This is a genomic window from Pseudoalteromonas peptidolytica (genome assembly GCF_012641745.1).
Taxonomy (GTDB): Bacteria; Pseudomonadota; Gammaproteobacteria; order Enterobacterales; family Alteromonadaceae; genus Pseudoalteromonas; species Pseudoalteromonas peptidolytica.
The window spans coordinates 1-12235 of the sequence record NZ_WEHZ01000034.1; the positions used below are offsets into that span (position 1 = coordinate 1).

Below are 12235 nucleotides of genomic sequence, written 5' to 3' on the forward strand. Positions count from 1 at the left end.
GCTAAGACTATTTAAACTGCCACCTAGAAGAGAAGATAGGCAGTATCCAAGAGCGATAAAGCCTAAGCCATCAAAGTACCCATATAAAAAAAGAAATGCCAGTCAGCTTAACTGACTGGCATTGGGCGTATTGCTGGTTTTTTGGAAGAGAAATTCAATATTCTATACCAGAGTCAAAACAACCCAGATTTTGAGATGTTTACAATAAACTCTCTGATTATCAACGAAGATCCAGTTTATTTTGCTTTCAGCAAAAAGCGCACTTCGATTGAGCGATTACAGCGCTTAACACAGGCATTTGAGCGCTTAAAGCGCAGTGGTAAATTAAATCAGATAACTGAAAAATATAGCGTAAACTGAGGTCTAACCGTGCTTTTCTATCACACACTTTATTCTGCTAATTAGTGTAAGTTAGCACTAGAGTTTGTTAAACTTGCGCGTGATTTTTGCTAGGGACGAATTCCGCCTTATGTCTACTGACTCTTTAAATCCGATAGAAAAGCGAGCCGCTATTTCTCTTGCTGGTGTATTTGCTTTTCGTATGCTTGGCTTGTTCATGTTGATGCCGGTATTGGCTATTTACGGTCAATCCCTACAAGATGTGTCACCGTTATGGATAGGGTTAGCTATTGGTGCGTATGGTTTAACTCAAGCATTGTTGCAAATTCCCATGGGGTGGTTATCTGACAAGTTTGGTCGTAAACCTATTATCATTGCAGGCTTACTGGTATTTGCATTAGGTTCTATTATTGCTGCGTTAGCAGATAGTATTTATTGGGTCACACTTGGTCGTGCTTTACAGGGAATGGGGGCAATTGCAAGCGCGCTACTTGCCTTAGCTGCCGACCTGAGTCGTGATGAGCAGCGTCCTAAAGTAATGGCTGTTATTGGTATGTGCATAGGTATGAGTTTTGCTTTTGCTATGCTCTTAGGACCTATGGTTGCTGCTTCATTTGGTATTGCCGGGATCTTCTGGTTAACGACACTACTGGCGTTTGTCGGCATTGCCATTATTATTTTTATGGTACCTAACGCCGTTAATAAAGCACCAAAAGGCGATACGGTCGCCAGTTTTTCAGATATTCGACGTCTGTTGCAACACTCACAGCTGCTGAGGCTTGATCTTGGTGTGCTTCTTCTACATCTAACCCTAACGACTATTTTTGTTGCTTTACCTGGTCAGTTAATTCGAGATGGACTAGCAGCTGACAAACATTGGCAACTTTATATCCCAGTTTTCTTGTTAGCCTTTTTATTAATGGCTCCGATGATGATAGTGGCTATCCGTAAACAAAAAGAGAAGCAAACCTTTTTACTGTCGATAGCAATGTTAGTAGTAAGCTCAGTTATTTTATATTGTTACGTTGATTCCTTATGGGTTATTGCAGGTGCGATGCTAATATATTTTATTGCATTCAATTTTCTTGAAGCAACGATGCCTGCGCTGGTTTCCCGTATTGCTCCTGCAAATCAAAAGGGCTCTGCGATGGGGATATTCTCCTCTGGACAATTTATGGGAGCCTTTATTGGTGGTGCACTTGGTGGAGTGTTGGCACAAAATTTTGCGATCGATACGATATTTGCCGCAACGGCTATTATTGGGGTAATATGGTTCGTTATCGCTTGGGGCATGCAAGTGCCACCAAAAAGCAAAACGATTAGTCTGGTTGCTGCTGTAGGTAGTGAACAGCAAGCATCGAAGTTAGCAGAACAGCTAGTTCTATTGCCAGGTGTGCTTGAAGCGACAGTCGTGAGTGACGAGAATCGTAGTTACTTGAAAGTAGACGATAAAGTTTTTGATTTGAAGCAAGCCAAGCAACTGCTAGGCTTGTCATAATGTGAGGAGACAATGCCATGGCACGTGGTGTTAATAAAGTAATTTTGGTAGGTAATCTGGGCCAAGATCCTGAAGTTCGCTATATGCCAAATGGTAATGGTGTGGCTAACATCAGCATCGCGACAACAGACAGCTGGAAGGATAAAAATACCGGTCAACTACAAGAGCGCACTGAGTGGCACAGAGTTGTACTATTTGGCAAGCTAGCAGAAGTGGCTGGTGAGTACCTGAGAAAAGGCTCACAAGTATACATCGAAGGGCGTTTGCAGACTCGTAAGTGGACAGATCAAAGCGGCCAAGAAAAGTATACAACAGAAATTGTTGTAGACATGGGTGGTCAAATGCAGATGTTGGGTGGCCGTGGTGAGCAGCAAGGCCAAGGCGGCGGTCAATACCAAGGTGGTCAGCAACAGCAAAATAACTATGGCCAACAAAGCTATAATCAAGCGCCACAACAACAGTATGCGCAGCCACAGCAGCAGTCAAACCAGCAACAAGGTGGCTTTGCACCTCAGCAATCGCAGCAGAATACACAACAATCTTCTGGCTTTGGTGGTCAATCGCAAGGTGGGTTTGCACCGCAACAGAATCAAAACCAGTCACAGTCAGGCGGTAGCTCAAACCCTATGGAGCCACCAATCGATTTTGATGATGATATTCCGTTCTAAAGAACATGTGAAATAGTGTAATTTTTTCTAACCCCAGCCTCGTGCTGGGGTTGTTGTAATTGATTTCCTCATAGGAACTTTTCCGTATAAATTGATATTGAACACGACCACTTTTCTGACTTGTTCTCAGGTGCTTAGTTTATAGAGGTAATTTAATACCAATTTGACTTAATACTTGCTCAATTTGAAGGAGTAAATCTGACGCTAACAGCGTTAAAAATTTCTTATTTAGAACAACAAAATAGCAAAATTTTTGCCTGGTTATCGACAATATTTTCTCGCCTCAAAATAGACCACTTAATTAAGAAAATTGGTATAACCTTCAACCTTGCTTGAGTTTTGTGCAATTTTGAACAACACTTCAGTTATCTTTCAAACCAAATCAAGCCTTATGCCAAGTCAGCTGTTAGATGGATGTAGTAGTCAATACAGGAACAAGTTAATCGCGGTCAGCTTGGTTGTGTTGTTATGCTTAAATTTTCTAATTCAACACTTGCTGCACATGCAAATTCACAGCCAAGGAGAAGCGGCTGCTGCTGAAATAACTCAATTAACAGCCAGTAAAGTGGAACAGGATGCTGAGCGCATTGCGGCAAATCATGGTTTCAGCACTTTACCTCTAGCACAGCACGAAGCTCACCGGTTTGTGGTTAACGAAAGGTCGGTTGTGCTCTATCATGAACCTGTCTGGGTCAGTCATGGTCACTTACTTATTTTTTTCAATTTGCTTTTTTTTGGTCTTGTTCTTTTCGTTCATCGCTGGTGGTTCTTATACGGTAAGCCTGAGCCTAAAGAAGATAACGATGAGCGCACATTGTTACCAATAAAATCTGAAGAAGGTTATGCGTTGTTTGCATTAGTACATTGGCAGTGTCATTCACCAAAAGAGGTTGATCTACAGCTACACTTTCAGCTTGCATTGGTTAAGGGGCTCAGTGAGTTTGGTACGGTGGCGGTAAAATACTTACCATCGGGTGCATTAGCGGTTACCGTAAAACAGGTTGATACCAGTAAAGGCATGGAATTGGCGAAGCAGATGCATGAAATCGTTTTTAAAGTCATGTTAGCGTTTCGTGGTGACCTATCGCGTAGCAAAGTAAAGCTTGGTGCGTGTCTTTATCAAGAGAATAAGCAACAAACGCAAGTTTATCAGAGTGCAAAGTCTGCACTTGCGATTGCGCAAAATCAAGTGTGGCAACATACCCACTTAGTTCACCTGACAGAGTTACTCGCAAGAAGATTAAATGAAGATGGTGAAATGCTGCTCACTCATCTTAAAACAGGACAATTTTCATTGTTTTTTCAGCCGCTGTTCGATTTTTTGGTGGAAGATGTCATTGTGAGCGAAGCCTTGTTAAGGGTCTCTCATAAGGAAATGGGACGCATTTCTGCAAAACAAGTGATGCAGCATCTATACACACCAGAGCAATTTCAATTTCTTGATAGGGCTATTGTTAAGCAAGTACTTTCGGTTTATCAACAAGAAAAGAGCTTTGGTAAGGTCAGTATAAATTTGCATATCAATAGCTGGCTAGATCAAACTTTTATTGATTGGTTAGAGCAGCAAATAGTCGCTGCCCATGGTGGCTCTGCAATCGGTTTTGAGCTTAGTATTGAAGATGTGCATTTACATGGAGAAAGATTGCTTCAAGCGTTTAGACGGCTCAAAGGCTTAGGTTGTGACCTTTACTTGGACAATGTAACACAAACGGTATCTTTGGCTTCTACCCCACTTATCAAACAGGTCAAAGCGATTAAGTTGAGTTATGAATTGGTGCATGAAATTGAGAAATCGGCTTATCGGAAACGAACCGTAAGGCAAATTGTTACACAAGCTAGAGGGTTAGGGATCCCTGTATACGCTGTGGGCATCGAAACACAAAGCGAGTTAAGTTGTATTAAAAGCTTAGGCGTTAAAGGCGCACAAGGACATTATTTTTCAGCGCCTCTGGAACAGCTTGCGGATATTCACTAACCCGATGTGGCGGTAGCAATAAATATCCTCACAACATATTGATTATGTACTTACACCACCGTGTCGCAAGGATTAACGGTGGTCTTGCTGCATGTAACGCATCCCATCAAGTCCTTGTAATCCACCTGTGTGGATAGCGGTGATCACACTGCCGCTATCAAAATAACCCTGCTGTGCCAAAGAGAATATAGCGAAAAATAGTTTGCCTGTATAAATAGGTTCCAAGGGGAGTGCGTACTTTTCCTTCATGTGAGCGCAAAATGAGAGTAATTCCGGTGTGGTTTTGGCATATCCGCCATGATGAAAGTCATGTAGAAGTCCCCAAGTATTAAAGCAATCGTTGGGTAGTAGCGCTTTTATTTCTTGTTCTAAGTATTGCGCGCCTTTTAACACGGTAACACCAAGTACTTGGGAACTTTTCGATGCAGCTATCAGGCCTGCGAGTGTGCCTCCGCTACCGACAGCTGTCATTATATAGTCACTCTGTGGTAGTGAAGTGGCAAGCTCTTGAATACCTTGTAAAGCAAAGTGGTTGCTTCCTCCTTCAGGTATAATAAAGGCATTTTCAAACTTGGCTTGCAACCGCAGTAAATAATCGGGACTCGACCTTTGTCTATACTCTATGCGACTGACGGGGTGTAGGGTTAGCCCACATGCGCTCGCCATTTTTAGTGTAGGGTTGTGATAGTCCAGTTCTGGACCTCTGACAATCAGGTGGCCTGCTATTCCAAATAGTTTACATGCCATACTTGTAGCGTATAAATGATTGGAAAAAGCACCGCCAAAGGTGACCAGCTCTTCAAGTCCGGATTTTTGTAGATGAAGTAAGTTATATTTCAACTTCCGCCATTTGTTTCCTTGAATTACTGGATGGATCAGGTCATCACGTTTCACTTGCAATGTAAGACCATATTTTTCCAGTATCGGATGATTGATGATTTGAATTGGCGATTCTTTAATATCTTGGATTGCTAACATGACGAGGTTGGTATGAACAGACACTGTGTTATGGTAAACAGCATCAACATTTCACTCCAGTGTTTGTTACTACTTTTTTAAGTGATGCGAAGATTGTCATGTTAAATGTGTAACGCAGCGTAATGAGAGAGAAAAATCGACAAAATCTCATCTAAAAACTGGCAAGACGCTGGTTAATAGTTGTAAACTCAGATATTAATTGTGCAAAGCTTGTGTTTTACTTTGTAAGTACATAGCATAGAGCCCTAACTATAAGAAATAACAAGACCAAACAACTGCCGCTGTTGGGAATGGAACATATGCGAATTGCTCCTTTAACTTTTATTGTCTCGGCCTCTATTCTGGCCATGAGTACTGTTGCTTCAAGCGCTATGGCGCAAGACACTGCGACGGTCACAGCCATTGAATCTGAGCTGTCTACTAAGCAAACTGAATTAGATAAATACTCGGTTGTGTTGGAAAAGCACTTAGCAGAAGAAACACGTCTACAATCTCAGCTTGAATTACTGCGCAAACGGTCTGGAGAGTTAGACAAAGAGAAAAACCAAGCATTGGATGCGATGAATGAGCTGTATAGAAGGTTGATTGACGATCCCTCTATTGATATTTCCGTAGCGCAGTCTCGTTATCAACAAGCGGTAGCGGATCACAAGCAAAACAAAGAAGATATTGCGATGCAAATAGCGGCAATTGCATCTCAACGAAAAGATATTGAGCAGGTTCGCATCACCAAACATACTTTGGTGAATACACTTGAAAACCTCAAGGATCAACTCGGCACTGCACGAGTTGAAAGGCTTCGCAACGAATTTACTCGCGAAGGTACATTAGAGATAGAGCATACGATTAATTGTAAACGCACAGAAACTTTGGCTGCTTGTGAACAGCGTGGTCAACAGATGGGTTTGCAAAAAGCAACAAAACGCTTTATTGACCAAATCTTTGCTAACTTGACAGAAAGCAGAGTGGTTGAGCCAAAACGCAATATGGCCGGAGCGCAGGTACACGTAGTTAGTAGTCATGTTGTAAATAGCGGGTTTAGTGGTCAAGGCAATTACAGCGTGAATTTAAGTGTGACGATGCGTGGCGATGTAAACAGCAGTCGTTTATGTAACTTGTTAAGCTTAGATAACCGTTATTGTGTTGAATATGGCACTCCACTGGCCGTCAATTACCAATCAAATTACACGGCAATATACAGCGACGACCAACTGACTTTTACAGATAAACAAAGTACGCCGGTGGATGTGGCTACTATTGCTAAACAACCCATCGTGGAGACCCCCCTTGTAAAAAAGTCACAAACGGCTGATAAAACAGTCGAGCTGACATTACGGTCTAATGTTTACGATGACGAAGTATTCATCAACGGAGTGAGCTATGGTGCGACCAAAACGACGGTTGTTATCCCAACGGGCTTCTATGATGTTGAAATCAGAAAAATCGGTTACGAACCTTACAAAGCGCGAATTCATCTACAAGCAGCACAAACTATCAATGCAAAGTTAGTCAAAAAGCGCCAGTCAGTTACTCAGTTAGTCAGTAAAAAAACAGGAACTAATACTTCACCGGTTCAGTCTATTGCTCAGTCACCTACTGAAAATGAACTCGCGATTATTCCAGCTGGCACTTTCAAGATGGGAGACTTAACGGGTAATGGCTTGCCAAATGAGCGTCCAATTGTGGAAAAAGTGCTAAGCCACTCATATGCAATGCAAAGTACTGAAGTCACGGTTGCCGCCTTTCGGCGTTTTGCACAAAGCACGGGTTATAAAACGTTAGCTGAGCAGGGTAAAGGGTGCGCATTTTATAAAAACGGTGAACCTGTTTGGGAACTTGAATTTAACTGGCAAAACCCTGGCTATGAGCAATCAGATAATTTTCCCGTTGTCTGCGTTGCTTACGATGACGCTAAAGCGTACGCTAATTGGTTATCTGGTGAAAAAGGACAACAATATCGATTACCCAATGAAGTCGAGTGGGAATATGCTGCTCGCGCAGGTACAACTTCAGAGTACCCTTGGGGAAATGAAATTGGTAGAAATTTAGCAAATTGTGGCTGGTGCGGAAGTGAGTGGTCAAATAAAAGCCCAGCTCCAGTCAGTCAGTTTTCACCAAATAGTTACGGTCTGTATGACACAGTTGGAAATGTATGGGAGTGGACGCAGAAGCGTGCATCTCAACAGGATGTTACTGTACGTGGTGGTGCGTGGAATTTTGCTCCGAGCTTGGCAAGAGTATCAACTCGCTTAGCTTTAGCACCAGATTTTAGAGCGAATTATATAGGCTTTCGACTTGTTCGAGAGCGTTAAGTAGTAAATTAAGAGCAGCGATTAGCGCTGCTTTGTTTGACAGAATTCTGAAAGGTCACCCAGCCTCATGTTTAAAAAATTACGCGGATTATTTTCTAACGATCTCTCTATCGACTTAGGGACAGCTAATACACTTATCTATGTAAAAGAAGAAGGCATAGTACTGAATGAACCGTCAGTCGTTGCTATTCGACAGGAGCGTGCCGGTGGACCAAAAAGTGTCGCATCTGTTGGTACTGCTGCAAAGCAAATGCTGGGTCGAACACCGGGTAATATAAAAGCCATTCGTCCAATGAAAGATGGTGTAATCGCTGACTTTTATGTGACAGAAAAGATGCTGCAGCATTTTATTAAGCAAGTACATAATAATAACTTTATGCGTCCTAGCCCACGCGTACTTATTTGTGTACCGTGTGGTGCAACTCAGGTTGAAAAGCGTGCTATCCGTGAGTCAGCAATGGGAGCAGGCGCGCGCGAAGTATACTTGATTGAGGAGCCGATGGCCGCGGCAATTGGTGCTGGTTTACCGGTATCTGAAGCCACTGGTTCAATGGTTGTCGACATTGGTGGCGGTACTACAGAAGTGGCGATTATCTCGCTAAATGGTGTCGTTTATTCTTCATCAGTACGTATCGGTGGTGATAAGTTTGATGAAGCTATTATCAACTATGTGCGTCGCAACTTCGGAAGTTTAATTGGTGAAGCAACGGCCGAGCATATTAAACATGAAATTGGCTCTGCCTTTAAGAGTGAAACGCCGATTGAAATCGAGGTTCGTGGCCGTAACCTTGCTGAAGGTGTGCCGCGTTCCTTTACCCTAAACTCGCATGAGATCCTAGAAGCGTTACAAGAGCCATTAATGGGGATTGTCAGTGCGGTTATGGTTGCTCTTGAGCAGTCCCCACCAGAGTTGGCATCTGATATTTCTGCTCATGGTATGGTGCTCACAGGTGGTGGTGCCTTGCTAAAAGATCTCGATCGCTTGCTAATGGAAGAGACCGGGATACCAGTTGTCGTTGCTGATGATCCATTGACTTGTGTCGCCAGAGGGGGAGGCAAAGCGCTAGAAATGATTGATATGCACGGTGGTGATGTTTTTAGCTACGACTGATGAATTTACTCTTTGGCCGAACCATCCCATTACAACTGCGACTTACTGTCGCAGTTGTGCTTAGTATTATTCTGATCATTGGCGATCGCTACACAGCTGGCGGCACGATGGTAAGAACGAGTTTGAATACGCTCGTGAGTCCTTTATTGTACGTTGCCAATATTCCATATGAAGCATTTAGTTTTGGGTTAAAGAGCCTAAATACGCGAGATAAATTACAACAAGAAAATCAGTTACTCAGAGAAAAACAACTGTTACAAAGTGAGCAACTGCAACAATTACAGTTTCTGCAAAAGGAAAACCAGGAACTACGTGCCTTACTGCGAGCTTCTGCTAGAGAAGGCAACCAAAGGCTTATTTCTCAGGTGTTGTCTGTACATTCAAATCCATACAGTCACCAGGTCGTAATCAATCGCGGCACTATTGATGGCATTAGTGAAGGCCAGGCTGTGATCGATGAAATGGGTATAGTCGGGCAACTTACCCAAGTTGGTACTACAACATCGCGTGTCTTGCTGATGACAGATACTACCCATGCAACACCGGTTAGGATCTTAAGAAATGACGTAAGAACAGTAGTAGAGGGAACCGGTAAAATAAACAGTGTACGCCTCGCGCATGTCCCCCATAGTATGGATATTCGAATTGGGGATATATTAGTGACATCAGGTTTAGGTGGGACATTTCCAGAGGGTTACCCCGTCGCAGTTGTGACAGAAATTGACCGTGATGAAGGGCTGCCATTTGCACAAGTGCAGGCTGAGCCTGTGGCACAACTTGATCGGATCCGATTGTTAGTGGTGCTAGGTAAGCGCAGGCAAGAGGCAATTAATAATGAGTAAAAATAGTGGTTTATTAATTGCGCTCAGCGTATTTGTAGCTCTGATCATGGCCTTGATGCCACTACCTTTTTCCCTAGAGCCATTTCGCCCTGATTGGGTTTTACTAGTGCTAATGTATTGGTCTTTGGCTGTACCTCACCGTGTTAATATTGGTTGGGCTTGGGTAACCGGATTAATCATTGATTTGGCTATGGGGGCACCACTTGGAGTAAACTCACTAACTTACTCAATTTGCATTTACATCACAGCCAGTAATTTTCAAAAAATTCGTAACTTCTCTATTTGGCAGCAGGCAGTATTAATTGGATTGTTTTTGGCTCTCTATCATTTGTTACAATTCTGGCTTAATCATTTCTTGCTTGATATCTACTTTAACCCGCATTATTTGTGGCCTGCAGTTACAGGCATGGTGTGCTGGTTGTGGATATTCCCGCTACTGAGAAAATACCGTAGACAGTTTAGGATCCGATAATGCCAACCAATTTATATCTCGCTTCGGCTTCTCCAAGACGCAGTGAATTGTTATCGCAACTAGGTTATGCCTTTGAGCAGTTTAGTATTGATGCTGACGAAAGCCCATTGGCTGGTGAAACCGCCATACAATTGGTTGAGCGGCTCGCGCGTTTAAAAGCGCAGTCGGGCGTCGCAAAAGGTTATACCGACAGACCTGTATTGGGCAGTGATACTGTTGTGGTGATTGATGGCGAGGCACTTGGAAAACCTCGTGATAAAGCTGATTTTATCAGCATGATGCGACGCCTATCAGGCAATACTCATCAGGTAATGACCGCAATCGCACTTGCTGATCCTAATAAAGTATTGAGTCAGGTAGTGACAACGGATGTGACCTTTAAGGAATTAGATGACACTGAAATTGAAGCATATTGGCAGACCAAAGAGCCGCAAGATAAAGCGGGTGGTTATGGGATCCAGGGGCTAGGCGGGCGCTTTGTTACTGAGATCCAAGGTAGCTATTTTGCAGTTGTGGGCTTACCTTTATATGAGACGGATGAATTAATACAACGGTTTTTAAATAATTATGAGTAGCGAACTACTAATTAACGTCACCCCCAGTGAAAGTCGTGTAGCCTTAATAGAAAATGGTGTGCTGCAAGAGGTACAGGTTGAGCGCATCGGCAACTTGGGAATAGTTGGCAATATCTATCTTGGAAAAGTGAGCCGAGTGTTGCCCGGTATGCAAGCTGCGTTTGTTGATATTGGTTTGGAGAAAGCTGCGTTTTTACATGCTTCTGATATTGTCAACAGTGCTTCTATCGAAGAAGGAGTTGCAGACTCACCAGTTAAAAAAGTACAAGATATTCGCGAACTGGTAAAGCAAGGGCAATTTATCATGGTGCAAGTGGTGAAAGATCCGCTGGGTACTAAAGGCGCTAGGCTAACCACAGATATCACCATTCCGTCTCGTTATTTAGTATTTATGCCAGATGCGACACATGTCGGTGTGAGCCAGCGTATTGAAACAGAACAAGAACGAGATAGATTAAAAGAAATCGTTGCTCAATATAATGATGAAAATGGCGGTTTTATTGTTCGCACCGCTGCCGAAGGTGCTTCAGAAGCAGAACTAAAACACGATGCGGAATTTCTGAAAAAGTTATGGCAGAAGATAGTGACGCGCCGCCGCAAAACCAGTAAAGCAAGGATCTTGCACGAAGATCTGACTTTGGCATTTAGAACATTGCGTGATTATGTCGGTGAGGACATGGAGCGCATCCGTGTTGACTCAAAGTTGACCTATCAAGAGTTAAAATTATTTACCGAAGAGTTTGTTCCACAGCTGGCAAGCGCACTGGAATACTATCCTGGTGAGCGCCCCATTTTTGACTTATTTGATGTCGAATCTGAAATACAAAAAGCACTACATCGCAAGGTAGAATTAAAGTCAGGCGGCTACTTGATCATAGATCAAACTGAGGCGATGACAACGGTTGATGTCAACACTGGAGCGTTTGTTGGCCACCGTAACTTAGAAGAAACCATTTTTAATACCAATGTTGAAGCGACTTCTGCTATTGCAAGGCAACTCAGGCTCAGAAACCTTGGTGGTATCATCATTATCGACTTCATCGACATGGTATCGGATGAGCATAAACGCCGCGTATTGCACTCTTTAGAAACTGCGTTGTCCAAAGACCGAGCAAAAGCCAATATTAATGGACTTTCTGCGCTAGGGCTTGTTGAGATGACGCGAAAACGCACGCGTGAAAGCTTGGAGCACATTCTTTGTGATGTATGTCCATCTTGCTCTGGGCGAGGATCGTTAAAGACAGTTGAAACCGTATGCTATGAAATTTTACGTGAAATAGTCCGTGTTAATCGAGCGTATGACGCTGATAAGTTCATGGTGTATGCCTCTCCTGCGGTGAGTGAGGCTTTGATTAATGATGAGTACCATAACTTGGCTGAGCTTGAACTATTTATAGGTAAACAGGTCAGTATTCAAACTGAGAGCTTATACAGCCAAGAACAGTTTGATGTAGTAATGATGTAA

General features: G+C 43.0%; 10 protein-coding genes. 9 read left to right on the forward strand and 1 reads right to left on the reverse strand.

Annotated elements, in window-relative coordinates; genetic code table 11:
* Window positions 1-469: 469 nt before the first annotated feature.
* The 3 genes from F9Y84_RS18265 to F9Y84_RS18275 all read left to right on the forward strand — a co-directional run bounded on the left by F9Y84_RS18265 (window position 470) and on the right by F9Y84_RS18275 (window position 4480).
* On the forward strand, window positions 470-1837 hold the full coding sequence (locus F9Y84_RS18265) for an MFS transporter (protein ID WP_128730838.1): 1368 nt from the start codon (window positions 470-472) through the stop codon (window positions 1835-1837).
* Between the two features lie 17 nt (window positions 1838-1854).
* Window positions 1855-2505 carry a single-stranded DNA-binding protein gene (gene ssb / locus F9Y84_RS18270; RefSeq protein ID WP_125251194.1) on the forward strand — a complete coding sequence of 217 codons (651 nt, stop codon included), beginning with the start codon at window positions 1855-1857 and terminating at the stop codon, window positions 2503-2505.
* Window positions 2506-3007: 502 nt separating this feature from the next.
* Window positions 3008-4480 (forward strand): EAL domain-containing protein, encoded by a 1473-nt coding sequence (locus F9Y84_RS18275; RefSeq protein WP_225740663.1) that lies wholly within the window; start codon window positions 3008-3010, stop codon window positions 4478-4480.
* 72 nt (window positions 4481-4552) lie between these two features.
* On the opposite strand, the gene F9Y84_RS18280 is transcribed toward F9Y84_RS18275, so the two are convergent.
* Window positions 4553-5458: a 1-aminocyclopropane-1-carboxylate deaminase/D-cysteine desulfhydrase gene (locus F9Y84_RS18280; RefSeq protein WP_147389360.1), complete on the reverse strand. Its 906-nt coding sequence runs from the start codon at window positions 5456-5458 to the stop codon at window positions 4553-4555.
* Between the two features lie 299 nt (window positions 5459-5757).
* Between F9Y84_RS18280 and F9Y84_RS18285 the strand changes: the two genes are divergently transcribed.
* The 6 genes from F9Y84_RS18285 to rng all read left to right on the forward strand — a co-directional run bounded on the left by F9Y84_RS18285 (window position 5758) and on the right by rng (window position 12235).
* Window positions 5758-7770 carry an SUMF1/EgtB/PvdO family nonheme iron enzyme gene (locus F9Y84_RS18285; protein ID WP_147389361.1) on the forward strand — a complete coding sequence of 671 codons (2013 nt, stop codon included), beginning with the start codon at window positions 5758-5760 and terminating at the stop codon, window positions 7768-7770.
* Between the two features lie 67 nt (window positions 7771-7837).
* Entirely contained in the window at window positions 7838-8881 is a 1044-nt protein-coding gene (locus tag F9Y84_RS18290; RefSeq protein ID WP_010376642.1) for a rod shape-determining protein, read from the forward strand.
* Window positions 8881-9723: a rod shape-determining protein MreC gene (gene mreC / locus F9Y84_RS18295; RefSeq protein ID WP_128730842.1), complete on the forward strand. Its 843-nt coding sequence runs from the start codon at window positions 8881-8883 to the stop codon at window positions 9721-9723. Before F9Y84_RS18290 ends, mreC begins: the two co-directional genes overlap by 1 nt.
* Window positions 9716-10195 carry a rod shape-determining protein MreD gene (gene mreD / locus F9Y84_RS18300; protein WP_125251189.1) on the forward strand — a complete coding sequence of 160 codons (480 nt, stop codon included), beginning with the start codon at window positions 9716-9718 and terminating at the stop codon, window positions 10193-10195. The genes mreC and mreD overlap by 8 nt, the downstream gene beginning before the upstream one ends.
* Window positions 10195-10770, forward strand: coding sequence for a Maf family protein (locus F9Y84_RS18305; protein ID WP_147389362.1), 576 nt, complete (start codon window positions 10195-10197; stop codon window positions 10768-10770). The genes mreD and F9Y84_RS18305 overlap by 1 nt, the downstream gene beginning before the upstream one ends.
* The gene (gene rng / locus F9Y84_RS18310; RefSeq protein ID WP_125251187.1) at window positions 10763-12235 is read left to right on the forward strand and encodes a ribonuclease G; all 1473 of its coding nucleotides are present in this window, start codon (window positions 10763-10765) and stop codon (window positions 12233-12235) included. Before F9Y84_RS18305 ends, rng begins: the two co-directional genes overlap by 8 nt.

What these genes read in the sequence shown, in the direction of transcription:
- mreD (WP_125251189.1), top strand. Translation starts at nt 9,716, where the DNA reads ATGAGTAAAAATAGTGGTTTATTAATTGCGCTCAGCGTATTTGTAGCT.
- F9Y84_RS18285 (WP_147389361.1), top strand. Translation starts at nt 5,758, where the DNA reads ATGCGAATTGCTCCTTTAACTTTTATTGTCTCGGCCTCTATTCTGGCC.
- F9Y84_RS18280 (WP_147389360.1), bottom strand. Translation starts at nt 5,458, where the DNA reads ATGTTAGCAATCCAAGATATTAAAGAATCGCCAATTCAAATCATCAAT.
- F9Y84_RS18265 (WP_128730838.1), top strand. Translation starts at nt 470, where the DNA reads ATGTCTACTGACTCTTTAAATCCGATAGAAAAGCGAGCCGCTATTTCT.
- rng (WP_125251187.1), top strand. Translation starts at nt 10,763, where the DNA reads ATGAGTAGCGAACTACTAATTAACGTCACCCCCAGTGAAAGTCGTGTA.
- F9Y84_RS18305 (WP_147389362.1), top strand. Translation starts at nt 10,195, where the DNA reads ATGCCAACCAATTTATATCTCGCTTCGGCTTCTCCAAGACGCAGTGAA.
- F9Y84_RS18290 (WP_010376642.1), top strand. Translation starts at nt 7,838, where the DNA reads ATGTTTAAAAAATTACGCGGATTATTTTCTAACGATCTCTCTATCGAC.
- mreC (WP_128730842.1), top strand. Translation starts at nt 8,881, where the DNA reads ATGAATTTACTCTTTGGCCGAACCATCCCATTACAACTGCGACTTACT.
- ssb (WP_125251194.1), top strand. Translation starts at nt 1,855, where the DNA reads ATGGCACGTGGTGTTAATAAAGTAATTTTGGTAGGTAATCTGGGCCAA.
- F9Y84_RS18275 (WP_225740663.1), top strand. Translation starts at nt 3,008, where the DNA reads ATGCAAATTCACAGCCAAGGAGAAGCGGCTGCTGCTGAAATAACTCAA.